This window comes from Synechococcus sp. MEDNS5 (genome assembly GCF_014279875.1).
In the GTDB taxonomy this organism is placed as follows: domain Bacteria; phylum Cyanobacteriota; class Cyanobacteriia; order PCC-6307; family Cyanobiaceae; genus Synechococcus_C.
Window position 1 is genome coordinate 1,577,557 of sequence record NZ_CP047952.1, and the last position, 22,689, is coordinate 1,600,245.

Below are 22,689 nucleotides of genomic sequence, written 5' to 3' on the forward strand. Positions count from 1 at the left end.
CGATGCCGTAAATACAGGGCACGTAGTGGCGTGATCTAGATCCCGACAAAACCTTCAGCCCCGTCAGCAATGGCGGGTTTTTTTTCTTGCAAGTCCATCACCATGGCTACCTTCCAAGGATGAAGCAAATAGTCCGCCTACTTCCAATACCACTGCTAATCGCAGCATTCCCACCTGCTTATCCACACGGCGGCGGGTTGGACTCCAATGGCTGTCACACAAACTCCAAGACAGGAGAGCGGCACTGCCATCGGGGGAATGGATCCACCACCAAGTTGAAAAGTGGAATGGTCACTGGTCCTGTCACTCTCGTATCGGTGGGAGATGGCGATACCGTTCGGATCACTGACAAGGCAGGCAACAAGGTCACCATCCGTCTGGCATGCATCGATGCCCCAGAAACCAGCCAAGGAAACAGCGGCAAATGGTCGACCGAGACCTTGAAGGGACTGATTCAGGGCAAGCCCATCTCTCTAAAGCCACAGATCAAAGACCGTTATGGACGCACCGTGGCTGAGATCTATCAAGGCTCGACCAACGTCAACCTACAAATGGTCAAGCGCGGTGCTGCCTTCGCGTATCGCAGGTACCTGAAACAGTGCGATTCGGATGCATATCTCTCAGCTGAAACTACTGCTATGAACAGGAAGCTCGGGGTGTGGGGTCCATACAAGGTGGACCTAAAGCCCTGGGACTACCGCCGTTCCCGCCGAAGGAAATGATTCGCCTCGTCGCTCCCGTCTTGATGATCGGGTCTCTTCTGGTTCCAGTCACTCCTGTCTCTGCTGCTGTTCTGGCAGAAGGAAAGGTGAGCAATGGGTACTACTGGCAAAAGACCAGCAGCAGCTCAGGTTCCATTCGTTGGTTATGCCGTTCCACTAGCTCTTCCAAGTTCCAAAAGCACCAGAAGTGCAAGGACGCAGGGGCGGTCAAGCCCAACTGACCCAATTGGGGGAGAGAAACGGATGAAATCGGGAAAATAAACCCCCCAGTTGGGGGAGGGTGTAACGATGCAAAAGTGCGATGGTGAATACATCGGAGGGACGACCTTCACAACACCTAACTCAAATGAAACTTTTCTCTTCCATCGCTGCTGTTTCAATCGCTGCCTCAGCACTCTTTGGTCTATCAACATTGGAAGCCAAGGCTGATTATGCCTATTGCAATTCTTATGGCGGCATGACCAACTGTTATGGATCCGACGGAAGTTCTTATAGCAGCTACGGGATTGGAGACAACTACGAGTCCTATTCGGGAACTGACTCAAACGGCGACTATTACTCAGGAAGCTGCACTCGTATTGGTACATATGTGAGCTGCAATACATATTGATTCGGCTAGCCCCATCTTTTCTGAGGCTTAAGTCTTCGAAAGCAAGAGCTTAGTTACACACCAAAAACAATGAAACTCTTCAACGCAATCGCTGCCGCTGCTATTATTGGTGGTTCGTCAATGATCGCCTCACCTGCTAATGCCGGAGGCTGTTATCCAGCCTTAGCTTCTATAACTATCAAACAAGTGGTAAATGGTGGGGGCTCTGCGCAGCAAGGATGGGAAGCTGCTAGACAGGAAGGTTACTGGGATGGCAGTGAAGTCTGCACTTACAGGGTTCGTTCGTTTTTGAGGTAATCCCTTGTCGGGAAGCCTGATGTCGCTGATGGAAGTTGGTCGGCTGAAAGCTATACAAGACCCGCAAGGGAAAAGCAGGGGGCGTGTGTGTCGCTATCGATCTCCCGACTAAAAATTCAACCCCCGTCAGCAATGGCGGGGGTTTTTATTGGCAATAAACTGATGGTATGGCTCGTATCACGAAGGCTGAGAAACTCAAACGCGTGAACATGGTGCGTGCAATCCTTTCACGCGGCGGGACTCGCTCAGAATGCCTTGAGTTTGCGGCAACGGAATGGGGACTGAAACCCCGTTCGGCCGACTTCTACATCCATGAAGCCAATCAGCAGATCGTTCAAGATTTCGACATCGACCGCAAGGAATACACCGCTCAGTTGCTGCAGGTGCTTCACAACGTGATGGAGAAGGGGGCCAAGACCAACCAGATGGGTGCTGTCACTGCAGCAGTAGCTCAGGCCATGAAGCTGGCTCGACTCGACCGCTGAGCGCCCCCTGCAGCTACTCGAATCACGATCTTTGGGAAAGGTGCAAAAGGAGCCTCACCTCCAGGCCGAAGCATCTCAACCCTCCTCTGAAATCGCCAAAAGATTTGCGCATCATTTTGCGCACCAATGATGAGAATAATCAGCAGAGAGCCGTCGAAGGCCACACCTAGAAACGAGAACAGCCAGTCAATGACAAGACTTTAAAGAATGGAGCCAAGCGGATTCGAACCGCTGACCCCCTGCATGCCATGCAGGTGCTCTACCAGCTGAGCTATGGCCCCAATCCGGCAAGAAGGCCTTAGCCGTCTCTCCGTCGTGTCGAAGCTTACAACGCCGAGCCGCTTGCAGCGCTCAAATCACACCTGCCGCCACACGGCAGCCAGCTTTCCTTGCACCTGCACCTGATCAGCGGGCAGCTCGATCGGCTCATAAGCAGGATTGGCCGCCTCCAGACGAACCACAGCACCATCACGGTGGAAATGCTTGAGGGTGGTTCCGCTTCCCGGCACCAACGCACTCACAATCGTTCCTTCCCGCAAACGGGAGGGCTCGGTGACGGGCTCCATCAGCACCACATCACCATCGGCGATGTGCGCATCCACCATCGAGTCGCCGTTCACCGTGAGGGCAAACAAACCGCGGGTTTCCAGCACGGGTGCCAGGTCCAGCCGCTCCTGCACGTCATCAAAGGTTTCCACCAGTCCGCCGGCAGCGACAGCCCCCAGCACGGGAATCCCCGACACGACACCTCCCAACAGCTGCAGGGTGCGCGCCTGGCCTTCTTGCCAGGTGATCCATCCTTTCTGTTGAAGGTGGCGCAGCCTGCTCTGGACCGGCGCAGGCGAGCGCAGACCCATGGCCTGCATCATCTGACGGATCGAGGGACTGTGGTGATGACTGCCGATGTAGTCAGCAAGCCATTCGTACAACTCCTGTTGAGCAGACGTGAGCGGCTCGGGGGATCCTGCGGGCACCAGCAATGCAAATGTTCGTCAATACATGTGTACCGGTGGTAAGCGGATCGCGCAAGTGTTTAACCAGGCTTCCCCAGCCTGCAGATCCACTGTGCTTTCGCAGACGTGCCATCACGGCCGACGTAATCCACCCAATTCCCCTGGGCAGAGAAACGCTGCAACCGTTGCTGATTGCAGAGAGCACGCATTCTCACCAGACGAACCGTCCAGTTGTCAGCGTCTTTTTTCTGGATCAGCAGCGCGCCATCAAACTCCACCCCCATGCGGGTGCGCGTCGGATCAGCGAGATACTCCCCAGCACGAAGCGCAGGGGAGTGAAGTCCCTCCATGAACAGCCAGGTTCTCGCAGGTAGATCGCCGGACTGCGTGAGCTGTTCGCGTGTTTTCGCCCACATCGGCGATTCCGTCTGAGGCTGCCAGGTTTCAGCTGGTGCTGGTGCACCAAGAGCCAGCGCTGCCACCAGAGACGCGCCACCAACACGCAACATCCGCAGCATCACGACACCTCCTCGTCCGGAGCGGACTCGGTGCGTTGACGAATCAGCTCTGCCAACATTTTGAGTTTGGCGTTTTCCGATTCCGAAGCCCGCGACGCCATCCAGGAACTGGCAGCTTTGAGCTGGGCGAGCTTCTGCAACAAGGAAAGAGCGGTTTCGCGCAGGGTTTCGAGGTCGTTGCACTCCCGAATGAAGCGGCCCCATTTCTCTGTTTCAAAGGACTGCTCCAGTCCACGCTCGAGGGGATCAATGCTCATGACGGCGACTCCATCTCCACCATTGGATCAGGCTCTCCCTCACTGATGGCTTTCGCCCGACGGTAGAAGGCGCTTTCCGTATCACCGGAGGCTGCCAACGCTTCCATGATTCGCTTCCAGTTGTCCCGTTCCTGCTGATCCATCACGAGCGCAGAGACTGTCCAGACCCTAAGCCGAATCAGGCGGGGAGCCCTGAGGATTTCGTCCCGTTCTTTGAGGTTCATTGGTGACGGTGTTCCATGGCCTGCGGCACCCATCCGCACTCCCCAGGTCGGACCTGGTCTTTTGTGTGTTGACTCGCAAGGCTTGCCGATGCGGATCCGTTGCCTTCTCGATCAGAGGCAGCAGAATTAGTCAACCTGTTCCATATGTAATGTTCGTCACTGTTTTCGGCCAGAAGGGTGGTGTCGCCAAAACCTGCACAAGTGTGCACATTGCAGCGAGCTGGAGTCTTAAACAGAAGCGTGTTGTTTTGGTCGACGCCGATCGCAATCGATCGGCAACTGCTTATGGAGCAAGGGGTCTGCTGCCTTGCCCAGTTGTTCCGATTGAAGCTGCAGCGAAGGCAACGCGATCGGCCGAGATTGTCGTGACCGATGGGCAAGCCAGCAGCAACGATGACGAGATTAAAAACCTGGTTGAAGGCGCTGACTTCATTCTTCTGCCAACAACGACACAAAGCCGTTCGATCGAGTTGACCGTTGAGATGTCTCAGATGCTAAGGAAGTACAAGGTCCCGTATGCCGCACTTCTGGTCAAGGTTGATGCACGCAAGGGAGCCAGTGCTGACCAAGCGTCAGAACTACTCCAACAGTTCGATATCAAAGTATTGAAAGCGCGTATTCCTCTGCTGAGCGCCTTTGAGCATGCTGAAACTGAAGGGGTAACGGTTGATCAAGCCATCGACAATCGTGGTCGCGCCAACCCCCGCCGCATGACAGGTTGGTCCGCTTATGAAGATGCATGCCAGGAGATTGAAGATCTTTACAACGAACACAGCGACGCAAGTCAGATTGTGTCCCCGATTGTGTCCCCAATTGAATGGGCTGCATAAAAGCAGTAACAACACAGCGGTTGCCAGGGCCTAACGGCTCTTCGTGAATGAGGTGGAGATGGGATGCCGCGAGCAGACTGATCGAGCGACCAACTAATCACCAAGACGCCTGATGAACTCTGCGGTCACAGCGGCCACGGTTCGCCATTCAGCGTCTGTGGTGATCAGGTGACCGCTGTTTTCTAGCCACTGCAGCTCCACATACGGAGAGCTGACCTGCTGGCGCAAACGGTTCACCCCGCGCGGCGTGATCACCCGGTCGAGACGACTGGCCATCACCAGCAAGGGCTTCGTCACCTCCGCCAGTTGGCGGCGGGTGTCGGCGATCAGCTCCAGCACCTTCACGCTGCAGCGACTCGGCCAGCGGGTGTAGGTCCAGATGCGCTCAGCGGTCGTGGGATCAACGAAGTCATCAGCTGGCCGTGGAACCGAAGCCAGAACCTTGGCCAGCAGCGGTGCGATTAGAGCACGCGGATCACCGCTGATAACCGGTGGTGAATAGGTGATCACCCCTTGGATGGAGGGTCGCCGCCGCGCCACCTGCAACGCCAGGATCGCCCCCAACGACAAACCACCCACCACCACGCTCTGGCCTTGGTGCTGCAAGCGATCGACCACAGCCTCGAGCTGCTTGAGCCATTGATCGGGCTCCAGAGGCATCAGATCCTCGAGGCAGGTGCCATGCCCAGCCAGCAAGGGGCACTCCACCCCATAGCCCTCATGCTGCAAAGAGTCGGCAAGCAGAGCCATCTCAGCAGGCGATCCGGTGTAGCCATGAATCAACACCACGGTGGTGGACCCACCGGGCAGAACAATCGGATCGGGTGAGGCGCTCACGCCTTCAGAGCCCGCCCAGCAGGGCCGCCAATAGGGACTGCTGGGCATGCAAACGGTTTTCGGCCTGATCGAAGATTCGGCTTGAGGGCCCCTCCATCACACCGGCACTGATCTCCTCGCCGCGGTGCGCTGGCAGGCAGTGCAACACGATGGCGCGGGGATCGGCCTCCGCCAATAGCTCCTCGTTGAGGCAGAAACCCTGAAAGGCCCGCTCGCGCTCGGCCTGTTCCTGCTCCTGACCCATGGAAGCCCACACATCGGTGTAAAGCGCCTGCGCCCCACGCACAGCCTCCACTGGATCAGTGATCACGCTGATTTGGGCACCATTCACCGCCAGGGAGCGCGCCTGGTCCACGACACCGGGAAGCGGCTCAAATCCCTCCGGGCAACCGATACGCACATTCACGCCAAGCAGCGCTCCAAAGAGCATCAGCGAGTGGGCCACATTGTTTCCATCACCCACATAGGCCAGCGTCTGACCCTGCAGATCCCCGAAAGCTTCCTGCATCGTGAGGAAATCAGCGAGGGCCTGGCAGGGATGCTCCAGATCGGTGAGGGCATTGATCACCGGGATGGAAGCCCAGTGGGCGTAATCCGCCAATTCCTGCTGGGCGAAGGTGCGGATCGCCAGCGCATCACAAAAGCGGCTCAGCACGCGAGCCGTGTCCTCCAAGGGCTCCCCACGACCGAGTTGGGTGACCTGGGGATTGAGGTCAACGGTCTGACCGCCGAGGCGCGCCATCGCCACCTGAAAGCTCACCCGAGTGCGCGTTGACGCTTTGGTGAAGATCAGACCGAGCACCCGGTTGCCCAGATCGATGCGACGATCACCTTGTTTCAGCTGAGTTGCCAACTGCAGCAACGCCGCGGTCTGTTCTGCAGTGATATCGGCCGACGAGAGGAAGTCGCTGCCGCTCATCGCAATGAGAACGGCGGCGACACTGGTGGTAGCGAACGCCATGGCTGGACTTCAAACAGTTGTTATCAGGGACAAGTGGTGGATCCGTCAAGCCTCAGGCCGCAACGGCCTCTGGCAACACGCAGGCAGCCAGCATCTCCTTGAGGTCGTCGCCTTCGATCACTTCCTTCTCAAGGATCTTCTGAGCGATGGTTTCGAGAAGAGCCATGTTCTGACGAAGGATCGCCAGGGCCTGCTCATGAGCGTTATCCACCAGGGCCCGAACTTCCCGATCGATCGCCTGCGCTGTGGCATCGCTCACCGTACGGCGAGGGTTGTTGCCACCGCCGAGGAAGCGTCCGCCACCCTGCTTGTCGTAAGCCAGAGGTCCGAGGGTGTCACTCATGCCGTAGGTGCCCACCATCTGCTCGGCGATATCCGTCGCCCGCTGGAGGTCGTTGGCCGCTCCGGTGGTGATTTTGCCGAACACAATTTCCTCGGCTGATCGGCCACCCAGCAAGGTGGCGATCTGTCCTTCCAGATCTTCGCGGGAATTGAGGAAACGCTCTTCAGTAGGGAGTTGAAGGGTGTAGCCCAACGCGCTCATGCCGCGGGGAACGATGGAGATTTTGGCCACCTTGCTGCCGCCTGGCATCAAATGGCCAACGATGGCGTGACCGACCTCGTGGTACGCCACAACTTTCTTCTCATCGTCTTGCAGCACCCTGCTCTTCTTCTCAAGACCAGCGACGACGCGCTCGATCGCCTCATTGAGATCCCCTTGCTGTACAGACGTCTGCTTATTGCGAGCTGCCAACAAGGCAGCTTCATTCACCAAGTTGGCCAGATCAGCACCGGCGAATCCACTGGTGGCCTGGGCGATGCGGTCGAGATCGACACCCTCAGCCAGCTTCACCTTTTTGGCGTAGATCTCGAGAATCGTTTTACGACCGGACAGATCCGGGCGATCCACGAGCACCTGGCGGTCAAAACGTCCGGGACGCAGCAGTGCCGCATCAAGAACCTCCGGCTGATTGGTGGCAGCCAGCACGATTACAGGCTTGTCTTTGGAGGCGAAGCCATCCATTTCTGTGAGCAGCTGGTTGAGGGTCTGCTCCCGCTCGTCGTTGCCACCGACAACGCCCATCGAGCCTGAGCGACTCTTACCAATCGCATCCAGCTCATCGATGAAGATGATGCAGGGTGCGTTCTTTTTGGCCTGCTCGAATAGATCACGCACCCGGGCCGCGCCAGCGCCCACGAAGAGCTCAACGAATTCCGAGCCGCTGATGATGAAGAAGGGCACACCGGCTTCGCCAGCGACGGCTTTCGACAGCAGCGTTTTGCCCGTTCCTGGAGGACCAACCAACAACACACCCTTCGGAATCCGTGCCCCGATCTCCGCATAACGCTCGGGGGTCTTGAGGAAATCGACGATTTCAGTGAGCTCATCCTTGGCCTCATCCACGCCAGCCACATCGCCGAAGGTCACCCGGGATTGCTCATCCGGCACGTACACCTTGGCTTTGCTCTTGGTGAAGTTGAGCGCTCCCTGAGCTCCACCTGCGCCCATGGAACGGCGGGCGAAAAACTGCAGCACCAGGATGAAGATCAGCGGGGGAACCACCCAGCTGAGGATCGTGGTGAAGATGTTGGGTTTCTTCGGCGGTGCCGCTGCGAATTCCACGCCCTTGGTCTCCAGGCGCTGAGGGAGATCCATGTCGAAAATCGGCGTGGTCGCCAGCACGGAAGGAGCACCCTCCTCGGCTTCGGCCAGCTCGTAGCGGATCTGATCCTGGGTGATGTATGCGCGCTTCACAGCGCCATCGTTCACCTGATCGATGAACAGGGAATAGGGAACCCGGGGGACCTGCTGCATGCCCTGATTGGGCAGGAAACTGCTGACCAGCAGAAGCACCCCGAAGCCGATCAACACAAGGTTGATAATTCCAAAGCGACGGTTGGGGCGATTGTCGTCCTCGCGGATCGGCATGTTTCGGGTCCCGATGATGCAACCAAACTAAGGCTCACATTGGATGAGCGTTCATCCGAGTGGGGGGGAGAACCGAACGAGGGATGAGCGACAGAGGCTCGCCTACACACGCGATTCGAGCCATTCTCGACCTGAGTAACCCCAGGCACGATGCGATCGGAATGGCGGAGCAAGCGACGCAGGGAACGACTTTATGAATTGCTGTTGGGACTCTGCCTGCTGGTGCTGGCCAGCTTCGCGTTTCCCAGGGTCACCTGGCTGGGAAGCCTCGGGTATGCCCTGATCGCCCTGCTGCTCACCCAATTGGTGATGATCCGCAAGCAGGTACTCAGCCTGCAGGATCGTCTGTATCAAGCGCTTGGAATCGTGGCGCTGTTGGCCCAGCTGCTATGGCTGCTCACCCCGGTGCGCTGGGAGAGCAGTGGCGTGCCGCTGGTGTTGAGCTGGAGTGTGCTGGTGGGCTGGAGCGTGATCCGCCTGGTGGAACGCTTGGCCAGCGAACGACGGGTGACTGCAGGCATGCTGATGGGAGCAGCCGCGGGCTATCTGCTGCTGGGGCTCACGGCTGGGCTGGTGATGAGCGGCGTGGAAACCATCCAGCCAGGCAGCTTCGAGCCCCTCGACATCCCGCTCACGGATGCTGCAGGCCAGAACAACACGGTGCTCGTCTCAGCGCCGGTGTTTGCCCAGATCAATTACTTCGCCTTCATCTGCCTCACCACCGTTGGTTTTGGAGACATCAACCCCGAGCTTCCCCTCGCCAGGATGCTGGCCGTGAGCACAGGCATTGCCGGACCGCTCTACCTGGCCGTGGTGATGGGGGTGCTGATCGGGCGTTACTCCGGTGATCGTGAGATCGAAGAACGCTTAGAGCAACACAATCCCGATCGACGTTGAAGACAAACGCCTGCGCTGTGGTGAGACTTCCAGAAGACCGACGCCGAACGTGCCGAGCTTTCCGTCTTTTCTTCTGCAACAACGCAATGGCCCCGGCCAAAGGGATTACAGGGTGCTGCTGGCTCTTACCCTGCTGGTGCTAATCAGTTTTGCGTTTCCGCCACTGAACTGGCTCGGCGCTCCCTGCTACTCGCTGATCGCTCTCTGGTTCACGCGGGTGCTGGGCACCAGCGGCAACGCCCACCCCTGGAGCGACCGGCTTTATCAAGCGCTGGGGCTGTTCGCGGTGGTGTCGCAGTGGATGTGGCTGATTACACCGGTGAAGCTGGAGAGCAGCGGCATCCCCCTGGTCACCAGCTGGTGCCTACTGGTGGGCTGGAGTGTGATTCGGCTGGTGCGGGCCCTGGCCAGCGAAACCAAGGTGAACGAACGGGTGCTGATGGGGGCCGCCGCGGGATACCTGCATCTGGGCCTCACCGCCGGCCTGGTGATGGGGGCAGTGGAAACGATTCAGCACGGCAGCTTCAGGCCGCTGACCATGGCCTCAATGATGGAACTCAGCTCCGACAGCGTGCTGATGGTGAGCAGCTCGTTTGCTGAGATCAACTACTACGCCTTCGTGTGTCTCACCACTGTGGGCTACGGGGACATCAATCCCGTTCTGCCGCTGGCCCGGATGCTGAGCATCGCCACAAGCATCATTGGCCCCCTGTATCTGGCCGTGGTGATGGGCGTGCTGATCGGCCGCTTCAGCACGGATCTGAAAGGCGACTGAGGGTCGCCTGCAGCAACAGATCGTCGGCGAGGCGCTGCTGACGCAGCCCCTGCAGAACCACCACCTCGTCCATGGTCTGGAAACCCAGAAGCCCCAGAGGTGTGCGCGCCGACTCCCCGCCAAGCAGCTTGGGGGCCACCACCGCAGCCAACTCCTGCACACAGGCCTGCTGCAGTGCGGCAGCAGCTAGCCCCGGGCCGCACTCCCAGAGCACCCGGTTGCAGCCCCGCTGGGCCAGGACGGCCAGCAAAGAGTCCGGATCACAGGCCTGCAGCACCACCCGTTGCAACCCCAGCGCATCGAAACGGTCCTGCGCTTCCACCGGCGCGTCCTGGCCATGCACCAAGAGGGTGGGAGCGACGGATTGATCCCAGAGCTGAGCCTGAACAGGCAGATCCAGGCTTCGGCTAAGCAGCACCCGCAGCGGTTCGGGGCTGCGCAAGCCCCTGCTGGTGAGCAGAGGATCGTCGGCGCGCACGGTGCCACCACCGACGATCACGGCATCGCACTGGGCCCGCAGACGATGCACCCAGGTGCGTGCGCTGGGTCCGCTGATCCATTGGCTCGCTCCATTGGGCAAGGCCGTGCGGCCATCCAGGCTCATCGCCCACTTGAGAAGGCCCCAGGGCCGACCGGTGCGCACGCGGTGCAAGAAGGCGCGGTTCTGGTGGGCCGCTTCTGCCTCCAGCACTCCGGCGATCACCTCCACACCGGCATCCCGCAGCCGTTGCAAACCACCGCCGGCAACACGGGGATCGGGATCGGTGAGCGCCACCACCACCCGAGCGATCCCTGCCTTGATCAAGGCATCCGTGCAGGGAGGGGTGCGGCCGTGATGACAGCAGGGCTCCAGAGTGACGATGATCGTGCCGCCTCGGGCGGCATCAGCGGCCTGGGCCAAGGCCCCCACTTCGGCATGGGGGTTACCGGCCCGGGCATGAAACCCCTCACCCACCAGCGCGCCGGAGGAATCGAGCACCACCGCGCCCACCAGGGGATTGGGGCTGGCGTGGCCATCGGCCAAGGCCGCCAGCGCCAAGGCCCGACGCATCCAGGGAATCCAGTGCTGCTCAGCGTCAGCGACCGCCCTCATGAACTGAGAGGCTCCGTCTGCACCTCACGCCACTCCCCCACCACATAGGGGGGAACAGGCATTTCGTTGAACACACCGGGAAGGTACAAGCGCAGCGGGCGGTTGTTGCTGAGATCGTTGAGCAGGGGGTCGAGGGCGAACTCAGCGGCCGCCTCCCGGCCATCACTGGCCAGAACGGGATTCTCAAGAGTGATGTCGTCGAGCTGCCACTCCTTCACGCCGGCCTGCACGAGCAGGGGGGAAGGGTGTTCGAGGCGGAGTTTGCCGGGGTAGCCCACGATGCGCAGCACCACAGGGTTACCCGGCTTGCCGGTGCGATAAGCCACCGCCTGCCAACTCTGGTAATCCAGATCTCGCAGGCTTTCGAGGCTGCGCAGCATCGGTGCACCGTTTTCATCCTGGTGTTCATGCACCTGCGCGCTCACGGCCATGGGGGTGAGCAGCAAGAGCGTTACGGCAACCAGCAGTGTGCAAAGCAGACGACGCAACGCGAGCATGAATCAAGCGCGAACAGTGCTCCCATGATCGAACATCAGCCCCTGCATGCGGGGTCCCTGCTGGACCCCCGCCTTGAAGCCTGTGGCACCGCCTTGCGCGAGGTGGACGACATGACCCCGCCCGGGGAACAGGACGCGGAGCTGAGCTTCGGGCCAGGGACGCTGCGGTACTACGTAATGCGCATCCCCCGCAGACCCCTGCGGATCACGGCAATGACCCGTCACCTGAACGCCACCCAATGCCTGAGTTCCGCAGAAGCACGCCCCTTCTGGCTGCTGCTGGCACCGCCAGAGATCGAAGGGCCTGTGCTCGATGCCTCAGCGGTTTGGCTGCTGCGAATTGAAGCCGGAGAGGGCATCAAATTGCATCTGGGCACCTGGCATGCCGGGCCTTTGTTTGATGCCGACTCCGCCTCCTTTTTCAATCTGGAGCTGAGCGACACCAACCAGAACGATCATGAAACCCTTGCTCTCAGTCGGCCCTTACAGGTGACGTTGCGCTGACTAGCCCCTCTCAGCACCGGGAATCCGTTGCCAGTCGGTGTGCGTCGCCCACAGCCCCCAGATCGCCATCGCCCGCAGGTAGTGACACGCCCGGAAAGTGTTCACCGCTGTGATCGCCTCCGGCGTGCGGAACTGCAGACCACCGCCATACACCTGATGTACCACCGCTGAGCAGATCGCTTCTGCGGTTTGCCCTTCGCCCATCAAGCGGTAATAGCTGGCGATGCCGAAGTTGATGCCCGTCCACACCTCCAGCGGATGGGTGCCATTGGGATCCAAGGGCGTGCCATCCCGGCGCAGGCCATTGGCGACACCGAGGCTGCCGCCCTGGAACTTCTCAAAGCAGCTCTCCTTCACCGCATTGAGCGTGCTGCGGCTGTTGGCCTCACTCACCACCGGCTCCAGCCCCAGCAGGCGGGCATAGAAGTCCCCGCAGAGCTGATCGGCCATCACCACCGGCGTGCCGCTCTCGGCATCGATGTCGTAGTACTCGCCATTCCAGAGCAAACGATCAAAGTTGATGCGCGACTGCTCAAGCCAGGCGCTGAAGGTGTGCTGATCGCTGCCCGTGTCCAGCCCCAGCTCCTGCTGCAGCCTTTGGGCCATGGCCAGAGCGGCTTCAAGCGCGGCGATCCACAACGCCCCGCAATAAGCACTCACCCCCTTCAGAGGCCAGTCGTCGAATGTCTGGTCGGGAGCACCTCCGTTGTCGGGTAAGCCGTCGTTGTTGACATCAAAACGCTTCAGGTAGTGCAAGGCCTGCACTGCCGCAGGCCAGCAGTCAGCCAGAAACGTGAGGTCTTCGCCGGTGGGTGCGAGCTTGAAGGTGCGCCACACCTGCAGCACAAAATCACTGGCGAGGTCTTTCCAGAGATTGCAATCCTGATACGCCGTGTAGTTGGTGGCATCAAAGGGCACCTCATTGGGAGCCCCCAGGTCATGCGGCGTGGCCCCCTCCACTTTGCGATCGGCTTCCACGCGGCCGCGCCCCTGGGTGAAATACCAACCGATCGGCCGCTGGGTGGCATCCGCCGCCGGGATCGCTCGAGCAAAACTGCGCAACACGGCCTTGTCGAGTTCTGGCCAGAGCTGCAGCAAGGCAAAGGAGCCATACAGCCGCACATCCAAACTTTCATACCAGGCGTAGTCGAGACACTCGAGCACCCCGAAGCGACCGTGGGGATCCTTGCCCGATGCCGCGGTCCAGAGACTTCCGCCACTGGCCAGGTCGTAAAGCTCATTGAAAAGAGCCATACGCAACGCTTCCGGCAGCTCCTTGCGCGCCAGCACCGGTGCCTGCCAGGCATCGATCTGCTCACGCCAATGGCGCCAGTCGCGCAGCGCTTCCGTTGCCAACGCCGCAGCATTGCAACCATCGGCTCCAAAAAAGTCGGTGTAGCGGCGCAGATCACGCACACCAGTCGCGAAGGCGGTGACCGGCAGATCCCAGCTCATCACAATCGGGATGTCGCGGGATTCCCCGGGAGCCAGGGTGAACGTGAGGGCGATCGCTGCACTGGCCTGCTCACCCGCACGGCTGGAGCGGTCGTTGTTGCTGTTGGGAATGCGGCCCTCCGCAGCGAACGGTTGCCAGAGCTCCTGGCCATCGCCCGTGGGGTCCCAGCGGCTGCAGCGCATTACTTCAACGCCCTCCAGCGTGTCCGGCACCGCCAGACACCACTGCCCCTGCCCCTCGCCGATGGGCTCACTGCGCTGGCCCTCCAGCACGATGCCGCGCACACCCTCTTGATCCAACCAACGGTTGCGCTGTCCTTCGCCCTGGCCGATCGCCGGCGCGTAGTTGTGCTCAGGGCTGCCGTCGTCGCGGAAGTGCACCTCTGCCGAGGGGTCGGTGTTGAAAAACCATCCCACGGTGTTGCGCCAAGTCAGCAGCAACGACAGATCCAACGGTTGATCGGTGGGATTGCGCAGGGTCCAGCGGAACACGGCCACCGGATAACTGGTGCGTTGGTAGTCGCCTGGAAGGATTGGGCTGAAGGCCTCGCAGCTCACCTCGGCGTCGTACACGCCCTCATAACGGGTCCAGCTCAGGGGATAGCGGGCGGCATAGGTGCCGGTGCTGAGCTCAGGCGTGCTGGCGGGATACCAATCCCAGGCAGCCAGGGGCTCACCGCTGTTGGGGCGTGAGGCATCCGCCTCGGGCTTCACGGCCAAAGCGTGGGCCCGTTTGCTGCTGCCGTTGCTTTCGAACAGGGCGAATTGGCAGTCGGGGATCGTGCCATACCAGTGCTCTCCACCATCGAGGTGCCAGAGGTTGAAGTCACCGCGGGAGCTGCGGCCGATGCAGCCAGCACCAAAGCCCCCGAGGGGCATGCCGTGCCATGGGCCGTCATCAAGATTGCTGGCGTAACGCACCGTGTAGGGCTGATCCCAGCCCAAACCGAACGGCCGGCTCCAACTGGCCTCAGGCGGCGTCCAGGCCTGCGGCCGGGAACTGCGGCGCAGGAGCGAGCGCAGGGCAGACAGACCAAGGGGAGCCATGGGACGGCGGAAAGTCGCCCCAGATTGCCAGACATTGCCAGACAAGCCAGGGGATGGCCAACTGCAGCCTCAAGACCGTGGCGGGCCTAGGCCTCAGAAGAATCCGACCGCTGCTCATCATCGAGCAGCGCGTCGAGGGTGACTGCCGTGCGCACCAGAGCCTGATACTTCTGAAACACCCGCTGGTTGCGCTCCAACCAGCGGGCCGCCACAACGGCACCTTCACCTGTTGCCGAGCCAGCCAGTCCTGCAGGCCCTTCTCCATCCATGAGCTCGAGGTCGTCCTCCCGGGCGATCAAGGCCAGCAGCAATTCATGCAGACGCTGACGGCGCGAAGGCTGCCGTGAATCAATCCCAGTCATTACCGCATTGATTGCGCACATAATCCTCCCGCAGCTCGCGAAAATCCTTGGATTGGCGCGCCAGGAGCGCACTGGCCTCCTCAGCCTGCTGCGGATTTTCCCCTGAAGCCTGAGACGAAGCGATCAGCATGCGGTTGCGCGCCATCGAAGCGCCAAGCGTGTTCATCAACCGCTTGATCAGGCCGCAGTCATCCACCGCTCGCGCTGGCGTCGGCACCAGCAAAGACAACACCACTGCAAGGGCAAAGGACTGGACCACAACCTTGTTGACGTCTGGGCGCCAACGTACCGCCGCCAGGCGCATTGATCCCACCTGTGCAGAACTGCTGCCATCAACAGGATCGATTGTCATGGTGACGTCATGGAGGCGTTAACACCTCCACCCCCCCCCACACCCATGCCCAATCAGCGTCGCGCTGCGGTGCTGGCAGGCCTGACAGTCCTGCTTGGCAGTCTCAGCACCCCCGTGATGAAAGCCGAAGAGCTTTACAGCCTGAACACCACCTGCAGAACCGGCGATCGATCCTTTAGCTGTCGCGTGCAGGCAGTCGACGTTGACGACAGCACCGAATATCGCCATCAGTTCGGCTCGCGCACCGTGAGCTATCGCGTGATCGAAGATCCCTACGTGCGCATTGAAGGCCGGGGAAGCAACGCCAAGCCCTGGATCTCGGTGAAGAACGCGTTGATCAACTTCAAAACAGAGGAGTTGTGCTTTAACGATGAGGCCTTCTGCGTGAAGAACCCCTCGTTCCTGGCCGACGTTCTGATCAACAGCGGTGATGCCATACAGGGCCGAACCCGAGTGGGCATGGCCTTCGGTCCCAACGGACGCGTGGCTGTGGCCTGTTTTGACAACGGTTGTGATCGCCTCAAGGAGGCCATCAAGCAATGACACCCCCCATCAAGAACCGCTGCACACGACGGATCGCAGGATGCCTCGGCCTGCTCCTCTCCCTGCAGCCCGCGGCCAGCCTGGCCGCTCTCTCCAGCCACGACACCATCCGCCAGGAATCCTCGCAGGAACAGCTCCTGGCCCAGCGCCGCGGCGGTGGATCCCGAGGCGGTGGTTCCAGAGGCGGTGGATCACGCAGCAGCGGTCGAACGGGCTTCAGCTCTTACAGCGGCAGTCGTCAGACCACCCGTCAAACCACCCGCGGCAACCGCCAAAACACTCGTCAGGGCAACCGCGATAACCGCCAGACCACTCGCGGCAGCAACATCGATGCCCGCCAGCAGGGTCGGACGGACCGCACCAGCAGCCGCCAGAACAACCGCACGGATCGCGTCGATACAAGGGCCGATACCCGCCGTGATGTGGTCAACAACTGGGATCGCTATGGCAATGGTTGGTACAGCAACAACAATTGGACCAGCAGCCGACCCTGGAGTTATGGATGGTACGGAAGCTCCTACTACAACAACTGGGGGTGGTACCCCGGTCAGGCTGCAGCGTGGGGCCTGGCTGGCCTGGCCACCTTTGGCGTGATCAACAGCCTCGTGACATCAGCGCAAAGCAATGAGGTGAGCTACATCGAAGTTCCCGACTCCGACTATTACCTCTATTACCCAAGCGTGACCGCTACGGGCGATGTGGTGACCTTTGAGGTGAATGACGGGAGAAGCACGCTGCGCTTCAGTGCCGACTGCCGCCAGGGGACATTCAACGGCGCCTCACCTCGTGATGCCCATGAAGCACAACTGCTGAACGCCGCGTGCCAAGTGGCCTTTGGTCAATAACTGTTCAGGAATGCGGCGGTTGTTGGGCGATCAGCTCCTGCAACCGCTGCTCCGCCGCGGGATTCAACTGCACGGGGGAGGGGCGATAGTTCACCGCCTGGGCCACTCGCGCCTGAATTGAAGATCGGGCCTGCTGCCAGCCAGCGATTCCAAGGTCTCGATAAATCCTCTCAACGGTTGTGATGGGTGATGCCATCAGATCGGTGTAGGCCACCTCCACCAACTGCCCAGGAGGGATCTGCGCGCGGGACGCCTCAAAGGCGGCCATCAGCTCGGCGTGGGCGGCCACGGTTTCCTCAACCTGTTGCACCTGATCAGGCACAGCCTGAAACCCCATCAGCCCCCCCAAGCGCTGCTTCACCTGCACCAGGGAGCGAATCGACGCGATTGGATCGCGCTTGAGCAACACAAAACGAGCATTGGGATACAACTGCAAGAGCAAGGGAACACGCGCTGTATGGGCTGAATTTTTAATCACGAGATGGGTCTTCCCAGCCCCGTCATGCAGCCAGGTGAGCTTGGTGAACCGCGCAAGCTCACGCTTGAAGGCTGCCGTGGAGGCCAGCACATAACGGCGAAAACACCTGGGGTAACAACGTGGGAACGCCACTCCGGCCATGTTGGTGTCCAACGTGAGTCGGACCAAACCGAGTTCGTCCTCCTGTGGATCCAGCGCCGACCAAGGCACCGCATCGATTGGACGATGCACGCTCATGACCCGATTCAAGAAGCCCACGATCAAAGGCTTCAAAAGGAGGGCCACCTGCGGAGCCACAGTGAACGCATTCCTCGCCGTGGCCGCAGCCGGATCCGACGCCAGCAGCTGATGCAGGTAGGTGGTACCACTGCGCCAATGTCCGATCACAACAACAGGATCATTCGGAGGCTGAATCTGCGCTAATCGCCTGGCATACAGTGCAGCCTGGAGCCATGCCAAAGGCTCGAGCACCAATCCAGAGAGAACGGGGATCACACCATTCAACCCACAACGCCAGTGGGGCTCATAGAGACGGAGCGCCTGGATCAGGACCGAAGGCCTGATGCATCCCCCGGCAACAAGCTGATCGGAACAACGCTGGAAAGGGTGCATTCAAAAAATTGACACTCCAGCCGGAGAGCAGGCTTAAAAGTAGATAAATTATGCATAAATCTAACAAACGGCGAGCAAATGAGCCGTAAGGGACAGATCGCGAAGGCCATAGGCTTCCCGCGACATCAATCGTTTGCCTGGTCTGCCTCCTTCCGATCAGCAAGCGAACTGGCCTCCCACTTGAAGCGCCTCGGCAAAGCCTATGAGGCAATTCAACTGAGCCAAGGGCGATTAGCGGGCCGAATCAGTTGCACCAATTTCAATTCGATCACCATTCTTGAAATCAGCAGCAATCAATGCTTGCTGCTGAATGGAGATCGCGGGCCCGATTTCATGAGCTTCTGCCTGGAATCATCAGGAGTGGCCGACGACCACAAAACACATGCCGTAGCCGTACCCAAATACTCAATTAACGGATTCAAAGCAAACCTAAAGGAGTCACATTTTCAACTTACAGCAAATTCAACAACTTATTTCGTAATCACGTCAGCCAACAGAATCAATTCCATTCTAAAGCAATGCGATGCAGAACAACTAAGAGAACAATTCCTACTTTGCAACAGTGCTCAAATCGGCCCAAGCCAACATCATAAACTCAAAATCTTGCTTCAGCAGTCAATCAACAATACAGCATCAAATCTATCCAATCCACAACAAACCGGAAATTCAATAATCAGCCATTTTCTTGACTCACTTGCGAGCACAAAAGATACTAACTATCATCCACTTGCACTAACTCAACGCCAATTACTTGTTAAAAATTTCATCCAACTTGGATTTGATCGTGGAAATGAAAACCTAAGACTAGACGACATCAGCAAACAACTTTTTTGCTCAAGACGTACTCTAATCCAAGGCACAAAAGACACCTTCGACATGGGTCCAATGGAGCTCTTCAAAACCATCCGCCTCGAACAAGCGAATTGGATGCTGCGCAACAAAGAAGCAAGAGCCGAGGCTTCACTTCAGAGCGTTTCAGATATCGCTAAACATTTTAATTTTTATAGTCGCGGACATTTCGCCAGGGCCTATCAAAATCTCTTCCATGAAAACCCTAGGCAAACATTGCAAGAGAATGCAACTTGATCACCCTCCCGCTGGGAAAAGGAATTGAACCTGAGCGCGGAATGTCCAATCTCCAATGAGAGTTTGTCCAGCTACCTCAGGCTTGACTGCATTGTAATAGGCACTCAGCGATGCATTCACAGGTTGCGTCCCTAAAACGAAAACACGACCAACACCAGCCCCGACCGGAACAGTCCAACCTTTGTTTTCAGCTTGATTCCAGTTGGCAGTAATGATGGGAGAGCTGGTGAGGTACCAACCCTTCGGTAGGTTGTAATTCAGAAAAGGTTGAATCAACATCTTATTCACATCGCGACCAGCTTCTCCTGAAAACGACCAAATATTATTGATCAAACCACCGGCAACAATTGGCCCCTTTGTATAAACAAGAACACCTGTCGGCCCCGCACTCCAACGCTTCGAGCTAAGGCGATTGTCAGTTGCCGATGGAATCACCATCGTTGGCCCAACGCCAACGGTGAAATTACCCTTCAGGGTTGGCACGAAGAAGACAGAGGGATTGATATCCCCCAATGACTGAATGGATGTACCCCGAGCCCATGGCTGAGAGATGAAGGGAACAATCGTGCGTGTCACCAGCGTCAACCCCTCACTCACCTTGAAGGGAATGACAGGCTGCACATTGACAACATTTTGCGTTTGATTCGCCTTGAAGTTGGTGCGATAGGGGGGAAGAGAAGGATCAGGAGATGGGATTGTGACATTTGGAGCCCACTGGGTTGAAGGCGTGGAATTCCATTGAATCGGAAGACTGATCAAGCTCGCAATTGGATTCTGCGCTGCCTTGGCGAGAGACCCTTCTTCCTTCGCCTTCGATTCTCCAGGCGTCACAGAGACAGGCTCATTTCCTGTACCAGACTGAGACTGATCCGCACCATTCTGAGCAATGGTTGCTTCGGTCAGAAGCAGGGGAGTGAAATCAAAATCCGCCGGATCGGCGACGAGAGGCTGGTCAGTGACCTGTGCGCTGACAGAAGGACCCAGCAACGCTCCTGCCACGAGCCAGCAGAGAGGCGAGAACGCCAAAACCTTCAATGCCGCCATCACGATCGTTTTGTAAGTACGGCGAGTTCTAGATCAATGGCCTCAAGGAATGGGTCGTACAGCACCATAGTCTGCACAAACGGGATCACCGGAGCAGGCCGCTCTTGCCAGGAATCCCTAAGTTAAGACCTGTAATTTTGAGTTGATGCGCAGATTCATACTTCCTCTAATTGCATTGATTGCAATCCCTGAATTGCGCGCTGCTGCTGAGCCCATGCCAGCGCCAATGCCCTCACCAACGCAAGAGTCGGAGATCGGCTCGATGCCCATGGCGCCATTGGTCCTGAGCCAGAGCATCGACGAGGAGAGCGGTGAAGAGAGCGATGAAGAGCAGAATCTTGAAGATGCTTGGCGGGTGTATCTCGATCTCTACGCCTTCTTGGTGCCCACCACCTACACAACCACAGAGGTGAATGGCAACAGAACGAACTCAGCGCTTCCACTGTCGGATGTCATCAACACACTGGATGAGGCACTCACCTTTAAAGCCCAGGTGGAGTACGGCCGCATCGGATTCATGGCCGGTGTGTACCACGGCAGCCTGTCAGACAGCCAATCTGCTTCCTTCTACAACGAAACCAGCAACCCCTTACGCAACCGACTGGATCTTCCGAGTCGCCTTCGAAAACGCACTCTGCGCGTCGAAGGCGATCTGGATTTGGAGGTTGATGCCAATCAAACAGTCGTCGATCTGGCCTTCCGGTACCGGGGAGGAGCGATTCAAAAACCACGAATGGAGAAAGGCAGCAGCAGTTTCATTGGCCTGGTGGGAGCCCGAATCATCGATGCCAACATTCGCACCAACTTCACGCTGAACAACGAATCAACCCTCTCCGTAGAGGGACGACGCGTCAACAGAGAGCTAACCCGTGAGCTGAAGAAATCCTCAAGTGAAAGTTACGGCAACACCTGGGCGCAACCACTGATTGGTGTCTTTGGCACCTATGCCATCAGTGAAGACTGGCAAGCCTTTGCCTACCTCGATGCAGGCGGATTCGGTCTGAGCGGAGAGCAGGATCTGAGTGGAACCGCCCAGGCAGGCATTGCCTATGCCCTGGGGAACTCAGCTCAGATCTCTCTTTCCTACAAGTATTTCGGCCTCGATTACGCCGGAGGCGGTGGCAACTCCTACAGCGTTGATCAAAGCGGCGTGAACCTAGGCCTGCGCTGGCTATTTGATTGATTCAGCCACCGTCACAGCCGTGCGGGAGCCACTGGCAATGGCTCCTTCAATGAATCCGCGCCATCCCTGGGCATGGTCGCCAGAGGCAAAGAAGACATGGCCTTCCTGACGCGGCAGCTCGTCTGAAAAACGAGCAATTGTTCCTGGCCGGTAGGTCGCCCAACTCCCTTGGGACAGATTATCTGCTCCCCAGTCGTGACCAAAGGTGGACAGCAACTGCACGCCGGGGATGAACTCCTCCAGCACCACTTGCCACTCCTGAACCGACTTGTCCAGAGCTCCAGGTTCCAGACTGAAACCAGCCAGCACGGAGTGCTGTTCTCCTCGTTTGTAGGTAAAGCTGCCGATGAGCGGTGAATCAGTGGAACGCGACAAGGTCATCACCGCACCAGGATCACCTTCCACTTCAAAAAACACTTTGTATCCACCGCCAACGTGCTTAAGCCGGGAGGCTTCCAACTTCACATCAGAAAGAGGTGGTTCAAACTCCACGCTGTGCAGCACATTCAACGGAATGGTCACCACGGCGCGTTTGGCCATCACCTGTTCCCCCGACTCTGTGGTGACACAAACGCCCTCACTGGATTGCTGAACGGATCTGACAGGCGTATTCAAGGCCACATCAAACCCACCGTCAGCAACCATCGCCTCCACCAGAGCACCCGTGCCATGCGTGAACTTGTAACGGGCGGCGGTGTCGTTGAACAGCTCGTAATTCCAACCGGTGAGCGACCAGCAGCGCATCATCTCCACATAGGAGCCATTCTGCGGTTGATTCATGCAGAGGATCTCCAGAAATCCGCCAATGCTGGTGCGCTGCAGGGGCGTGAGATCAAGTGCGTTCAGACGATCAGCAACGGTCAGGCCATCACGTTCACACACCGCATCCCAGCAATGGTGCACGTCGTAGGGACGCTCCCAAACGCCCTTCGCTTCAGCGAAAAAGCGTTCAAAACCCTCCACGAATTCACCCAACTGCGCCTCCTGCAGCTCCTGAACCTGGCCGTCAATCTTGATCGCCACCCGCTCAGCAACACAGCCTGGAGTCTCCTGCACCTCGAGGCCATAACGCACCTTCTCGGCCCATACGAAGGGTTGGGTCCAATGCACCCAGGTGCCGCCAAGCTCGACATGAAAGCCATTGCGATCGGCACTCCAGGTGCGCCCACCCAAGCGGTCACGCGCTTCCAAGACGAGCACATTGAAACCCCGTTTTTGCAGATCACGGGCTGCTGTGATTCCGGCGAAACCACCGCCAACCACAACCACATCAACAGATCGAGCCATAGGAC

26 protein-coding genes, 1 tRNA gene and 1 pseudogene are annotated in these 22,689 nt (G+C 58.6%); 12 read left to right on the plus strand and 16 right to left on the minus strand.

Annotated elements, in window-relative coordinates:
• Positions 1-119: 119 nt before the first annotated feature.
• The 4 genes and pseudogenes from SynMEDNS5_RS13145 to SynMEDNS5_RS08495 all read left to right on the plus strand — a co-directional run.
• Positions 120-242: pseudogene (locus SynMEDNS5_RS13145) on the plus strand (YHYH domain-containing protein); the annotation flags it as partial.
• A 45-nt stretch (positions 243-287) separates the two neighbouring features.
• On the plus strand, positions 288-722 hold the full coding sequence (locus SynMEDNS5_RS08485) for a thermonuclease family protein (protein WP_255440384.1): 435 nt from the start codon (positions 288-290) through the stop codon (positions 720-722).
• A 346-nt stretch (positions 723-1,068) separates the two neighbouring features.
• On the plus strand, positions 1,069-1,332 hold the full coding sequence (locus SynMEDNS5_RS08490) for a hypothetical protein (RefSeq protein ID WP_186582976.1): 264 nt from the start codon (positions 1,069-1,071) through the stop codon (positions 1,330-1,332).
• A 464-nt stretch (positions 1,333-1,796) separates the two neighbouring features.
• Positions 1,797-2,114 (plus strand): hypothetical protein, encoded by a 318-nt coding sequence (locus tag SynMEDNS5_RS08495; RefSeq protein ID WP_186582977.1) that lies wholly within the window; start codon positions 1,797-1,799, stop codon positions 2,112-2,114.
• A gap of 208 nt (positions 2,115-2,322) precedes the next feature.
• On the opposite strand, the gene SynMEDNS5_RS08500 is transcribed toward SynMEDNS5_RS08495, so the two are convergent.
• The 5 genes from SynMEDNS5_RS08500 to SynMEDNS5_RS08520 all read right to left on the minus strand — a co-directional run bounded on the left by SynMEDNS5_RS08500 (position 2,323) and on the right by SynMEDNS5_RS08520 (position 4,066).
• Positions 2,323-2,395 (minus strand) — tRNA-Ala (locus tag SynMEDNS5_RS08500).
• Positions 2,396-2,470: 75 nt separating this feature from the next.
• Complete coding sequence (gene lexA / locus SynMEDNS5_RS08505) at positions 2,471-3,094, minus strand: transcriptional repressor LexA (RefSeq protein WP_186582978.1); 624 nt, start codon at positions 3,092-3,094, stop codon at positions 2,471-2,473.
• Between the two features lie 53 nt (positions 3,095-3,147).
• Complete coding sequence (locus SynMEDNS5_RS08510) at positions 3,148-3,585, minus strand: hypothetical protein (RefSeq protein ID WP_255440092.1); 438 nt, start codon at positions 3,583-3,585, stop codon at positions 3,148-3,150.
• Positions 3,585-3,842 (minus strand): hypothetical protein, encoded by a 258-nt coding sequence (locus SynMEDNS5_RS08515; protein ID WP_186582979.1) that lies wholly within the window; start codon positions 3,840-3,842, stop codon positions 3,585-3,587. Before SynMEDNS5_RS08515 ends, SynMEDNS5_RS08510 begins: the two co-directional genes overlap by 1 nt.
• The gene (locus tag SynMEDNS5_RS08520) at positions 3,839-4,066 is read right to left on the minus strand and encodes a hypothetical protein (RefSeq protein WP_186586028.1); all 228 of its coding nucleotides are present in this window, start codon (positions 4,064-4,066) and stop codon (positions 3,839-3,841) included. Before SynMEDNS5_RS08520 ends, SynMEDNS5_RS08515 begins: the two co-directional genes overlap by 4 nt.
• 149 nt (positions 4,067-4,215) lie before the next feature.
• On the opposite strand from SynMEDNS5_RS08520, the gene SynMEDNS5_RS08525 reads away from it, so the two are divergent.
• Entirely contained in the window at positions 4,216-4,896 is a 681-nt protein-coding gene (locus SynMEDNS5_RS08525) for a ParA family protein (RefSeq protein ID WP_186582980.1), read from the plus strand.
• A gap of 93 nt (positions 4,897-4,989) precedes the next feature.
• Here the strand turns inward: SynMEDNS5_RS08525 and SynMEDNS5_RS08530 are convergent, their stop codons facing one another.
• Genes SynMEDNS5_RS08530 through ftsH form a run of 3 tightly spaced genes read right to left on the minus strand, consistent with a single transcriptional unit; the run spans position 4,990 to position 8,624 of the window.
• Positions 4,990-5,733 carry a carboxylesterase gene (locus SynMEDNS5_RS08530; RefSeq protein ID WP_255440094.1) on the minus strand — a complete coding sequence of 248 codons (744 nt, stop codon included), beginning with the start codon at positions 5,731-5,733 and terminating at the stop codon, positions 4,990-4,992.
• 4 nt (positions 5,734-5,737) lie between these two features.
• Entirely contained in the window at positions 5,738-6,694 is a 957-nt protein-coding gene (gene argF, locus SynMEDNS5_RS08535; RefSeq protein ID WP_186582982.1) for an ornithine carbamoyltransferase, read from the minus strand.
• 52 nt (positions 6,695-6,746) lie between these two features.
• Positions 6,747-8,624, minus strand: coding sequence for an ATP-dependent zinc metalloprotease FtsH (gene ftsH / locus SynMEDNS5_RS08540; RefSeq protein ID WP_186582983.1), 1,878 nt, complete (start codon positions 8,622-8,624; stop codon positions 6,747-6,749).
• Positions 8,625-8,774: 150 nt separating this feature from the next.
• On the opposite strand from ftsH, the gene SynMEDNS5_RS08545 reads away from it, so the two are divergent.
• A complete protein-coding gene (locus SynMEDNS5_RS08545; RefSeq protein WP_186582984.1) occupies positions 8,775-9,521 on the plus strand; it encodes a potassium channel family protein in 747 nt (248 codons plus the stop codon).
• A gap of 49 nt (positions 9,522-9,570) precedes the next feature.
• Complete coding sequence (locus SynMEDNS5_RS08550) at positions 9,571-10,296, plus strand: potassium channel family protein (protein ID WP_186582985.1); 726 nt, start codon at positions 9,571-9,573, stop codon at positions 10,294-10,296.
• On the opposite strand, the gene ribD is transcribed toward SynMEDNS5_RS08550, so the two are convergent.
• Together ribD and SynMEDNS5_RS08560 are read right to left on the minus strand one after the other, a co-directional pair.
• Entirely contained in the window at positions 10,271-11,389 is a 1,119-nt protein-coding gene (gene ribD / locus SynMEDNS5_RS08555) for a bifunctional diaminohydroxyphosphoribosylaminopyrimidine deaminase/5-amino-6-(5-phosphoribosylamino)uracil reductase RibD (RefSeq protein WP_186582986.1), read from the minus strand. The two genes, SynMEDNS5_RS08550 and ribD, sit on opposite strands and share 26 nt — an antisense overlap.
• Positions 11,386-11,886 carry a DUF3122 domain-containing protein gene (locus tag SynMEDNS5_RS08560; protein WP_186582987.1) on the minus strand — a complete coding sequence of 167 codons (501 nt, stop codon included), beginning with the start codon at positions 11,884-11,886 and terminating at the stop codon, positions 11,386-11,388. Before SynMEDNS5_RS08560 ends, ribD begins: the two co-directional genes overlap by 4 nt.
• Before the next feature lie 24 nt (positions 11,887-11,910).
• Between SynMEDNS5_RS08560 and SynMEDNS5_RS08565 the strand changes: the two genes are divergently transcribed.
• Positions 11,911-12,390 carry an ureidoglycolate lyase gene (locus tag SynMEDNS5_RS08565; RefSeq protein ID WP_186582988.1) on the plus strand — a complete coding sequence of 160 codons (480 nt, stop codon included), beginning with the start codon at positions 11,911-11,913 and terminating at the stop codon, positions 12,388-12,390.
• Here the strand turns inward: SynMEDNS5_RS08565 and SynMEDNS5_RS08570 are convergent, their stop codons facing one another.
• The 3 genes from SynMEDNS5_RS08570 to SynMEDNS5_RS08580 form a co-directional block, all read right to left on the minus strand.
• Positions 12,391-14,892, minus strand: a complete 2,502-nt coding sequence (locus SynMEDNS5_RS08570; RefSeq protein WP_186582989.1) for a GH116 family glycosyl hydrolase — start codon at positions 14,890-14,892, stop codon at positions 12,391-12,393.
• A gap of 86 nt (positions 14,893-14,978) precedes the next feature.
• The gene (locus tag SynMEDNS5_RS08575; protein WP_186582990.1) at positions 14,979-15,254 is read right to left on the minus strand and encodes a hypothetical protein; all 276 of its coding nucleotides are present in this window, start codon (positions 15,252-15,254) and stop codon (positions 14,979-14,981) included.
• Positions 15,241-15,606 carry a hypothetical protein gene (locus tag SynMEDNS5_RS08580; RefSeq protein WP_186582991.1) on the minus strand — a complete coding sequence of 122 codons (366 nt, stop codon included), beginning with the start codon at positions 15,604-15,606 and terminating at the stop codon, positions 15,241-15,243. The genes SynMEDNS5_RS08575 and SynMEDNS5_RS08580 overlap by 14 nt, the downstream gene beginning before the upstream one ends.
• Positions 15,607-15,651: 45 nt before the next feature.
• On the opposite strand from SynMEDNS5_RS08580, the gene SynMEDNS5_RS08585 reads away from it, so the two are divergent.
• Complete coding sequence (locus SynMEDNS5_RS08585) at positions 15,652-16,149, plus strand: hypothetical protein (protein ID WP_186582992.1); 498 nt, start codon at positions 15,652-15,654, stop codon at positions 16,147-16,149.
• Positions 16,146-16,994 carry a hypothetical protein gene (locus SynMEDNS5_RS08590; RefSeq protein WP_186582993.1) on the plus strand — a complete coding sequence of 283 codons (849 nt, stop codon included), beginning with the start codon at positions 16,146-16,148 and terminating at the stop codon, positions 16,992-16,994. Before SynMEDNS5_RS08585 ends, SynMEDNS5_RS08590 begins: the two co-directional genes overlap by 4 nt.
• A 4-nt stretch (positions 16,995-16,998) precedes the next feature.
• Here the strand turns inward: SynMEDNS5_RS08590 and SynMEDNS5_RS08595 are convergent, their stop codons facing one another.
• Positions 16,999-18,084, minus strand: coding sequence for a sulfotransferase (locus SynMEDNS5_RS08595; RefSeq protein ID WP_186582994.1), 1,086 nt, complete (start codon positions 18,082-18,084; stop codon positions 16,999-17,001).
• A gap of 78 nt (positions 18,085-18,162) precedes the next feature.
• On the opposite strand from SynMEDNS5_RS08595, the gene SynMEDNS5_RS08600 reads away from it, so the two are divergent.
• Entirely contained in the window at positions 18,163-19,170 is a 1,008-nt protein-coding gene (locus SynMEDNS5_RS08600; protein ID WP_186582995.1) for a helix-turn-helix domain-containing protein, read from the plus strand.
• Here the strand turns inward: SynMEDNS5_RS08600 and SynMEDNS5_RS08605 are convergent, their stop codons facing one another.
• Positions 19,171-20,214: a neuromedin U gene (locus SynMEDNS5_RS08605; RefSeq protein WP_186582996.1), complete on the minus strand. Its 1,044-nt coding sequence runs from the start codon at positions 20,212-20,214 to the stop codon at positions 19,171-19,173.
• A gap of 226 nt (positions 20,215-20,440) precedes the next feature.
• Here SynMEDNS5_RS08605 and SynMEDNS5_RS08610 point away from each other — a divergent pair, with 226 nt between their 5' ends.
• Positions 20,441-21,397 carry an outer membrane protein gene (locus tag SynMEDNS5_RS08610; RefSeq protein ID WP_255440096.1) on the plus strand — a complete coding sequence of 319 codons (957 nt, stop codon included), beginning with the start codon at positions 20,441-20,443 and terminating at the stop codon, positions 21,395-21,397.
• Here SynMEDNS5_RS08610 and SynMEDNS5_RS08615 read toward each other — a convergent pair.
• A complete protein-coding gene (locus tag SynMEDNS5_RS08615) occupies positions 21,386-22,684 on the minus strand; it encodes an NAD(P)/FAD-dependent oxidoreductase (RefSeq protein WP_186582998.1) in 1,299 nt (432 codons plus the stop codon). The genes SynMEDNS5_RS08610 and SynMEDNS5_RS08615 overlap by 12 nt on opposite strands.
• Positions 22,685-22,689 lie beyond the last annotated feature (5 nt).

What these genes read in the sequence shown, in the direction of transcription:
- SynMEDNS5_RS08485 (WP_255440384.1), top strand. Translation starts at nt 288, where the DNA reads ATGGTCACTGGTCCTGTCACTCTCGTATCGGTGGGAGATGGCGATACC.
- SynMEDNS5_RS08490 (WP_186582976.1), top strand. Translation starts at nt 1,069, where the DNA reads ATGAAACTTTTCTCTTCCATCGCTGCTGTTTCAATCGCTGCCTCAGCA.
- SynMEDNS5_RS08495 (WP_186582977.1), top strand. Translation starts at nt 1,797, where the DNA reads ATGGCTCGTATCACGAAGGCTGAGAAACTCAAACGCGTGAACATGGTG.
- SynMEDNS5_RS08510 (WP_255440092.1), bottom strand. Translation starts at nt 3,585, where the DNA reads ATGCTGCGGATGTTGCGTGTTGGTGGCGCGTCTCTGGTGGCAGCGCTG.
- SynMEDNS5_RS08515 (WP_186582979.1), bottom strand. Translation starts at nt 3,842, where the DNA reads ATGAGCATTGATCCCCTCGAGCGTGGACTGGAGCAGTCCTTTGAAACA.
- SynMEDNS5_RS08520 (WP_186586028.1), bottom strand. Translation starts at nt 4,066, where the DNA reads ATGAACCTCAAAGAACGGGACGAAATCCTCAGGGCTCCCCGCCTGATT.
- SynMEDNS5_RS08525 (WP_186582980.1), top strand. Translation starts at nt 4,216, where the DNA reads ATGTTCGTCACTGTTTTCGGCCAGAAGGGTGGTGTCGCCAAAACCTGC.
- argF (WP_186582982.1), bottom strand. Translation starts at nt 6,694, where the DNA reads ATGGCGTTCGCTACCACCAGTGTCGCCGCCGTTCTCATTGCGATGAGC.
- ftsH (WP_186582983.1), bottom strand. Translation starts at nt 8,624, where the DNA reads ATGCCGATCCGCGAGGACGACAATCGCCCCAACCGTCGCTTTGGAATT.
- SynMEDNS5_RS08545 (WP_186582984.1), top strand. Translation starts at nt 8,775, where the DNA reads ATGCGATCGGAATGGCGGAGCAAGCGACGCAGGGAACGACTTTATGAA.
- ribD (WP_186582986.1), bottom strand. Translation starts at nt 11,389, where the DNA reads ATGAGGGCGGTCGCTGACGCTGAGCAGCACTGGATTCCCTGGATGCGT.
- SynMEDNS5_RS08560 (WP_186582987.1), bottom strand. Translation starts at nt 11,886, where the DNA reads ATGCTCGCGTTGCGTCGTCTGCTTTGCACACTGCTGGTTGCCGTAACG.
- SynMEDNS5_RS08565 (WP_186582988.1), top strand. Translation starts at nt 11,911, where the DNA reads ATGATCGAACATCAGCCCCTGCATGCGGGGTCCCTGCTGGACCCCCGC.
- SynMEDNS5_RS08570 (WP_186582989.1), bottom strand. Translation starts at nt 14,892, where the DNA reads ATGGCTCCCCTTGGTCTGTCTGCCCTGCGCTCGCTCCTGCGCCGCAGT.
- SynMEDNS5_RS08575 (WP_186582990.1), bottom strand. Translation starts at nt 15,254, where the DNA reads ATGACTGGGATTGATTCACGGCAGCCTTCGCGCCGTCAGCGTCTGCAT.
- SynMEDNS5_RS08580 (WP_186582991.1), bottom strand. Translation starts at nt 15,606, where the DNA reads ATGACAATCGATCCTGTTGATGGCAGCAGTTCTGCACAGGTGGGATCA.
- SynMEDNS5_RS08585 (WP_186582992.1), top strand. Translation starts at nt 15,652, where the DNA reads ATGCCCAATCAGCGTCGCGCTGCGGTGCTGGCAGGCCTGACAGTCCTG.
- SynMEDNS5_RS08590 (WP_186582993.1), top strand. Translation starts at nt 16,146, where the DNA reads ATGACACCCCCCATCAAGAACCGCTGCACACGACGGATCGCAGGATGC.
- SynMEDNS5_RS08595 (WP_186582994.1), bottom strand. Translation starts at nt 18,084, where the DNA reads ATGCACCCTTTCCAGCGTTGTTCCGATCAGCTTGTTGCCGGGGGATGC.
- SynMEDNS5_RS08600 (WP_186582995.1), top strand. Translation starts at nt 18,163, where the DNA reads ATGAGCCGTAAGGGACAGATCGCGAAGGCCATAGGCTTCCCGCGACAT.
- SynMEDNS5_RS08605 (WP_186582996.1), bottom strand. Translation starts at nt 20,214, where the DNA reads ATGGCGGCATTGAAGGTTTTGGCGTTCTCGCCTCTCTGCTGGCTCGTG.
- SynMEDNS5_RS08610 (WP_255440096.1), top strand. Translation starts at nt 20,441, where the DNA reads ATGCCCTCACCAACGCAAGAGTCGGAGATCGGCTCGATGCCCATGGCG.
- SynMEDNS5_RS08615 (WP_186582998.1), bottom strand. Translation starts at nt 22,684, where the DNA reads ATGGCTCGATCTGTTGATGTGGTTGTGGTTGGCGGTGGTTTCGCCGGA.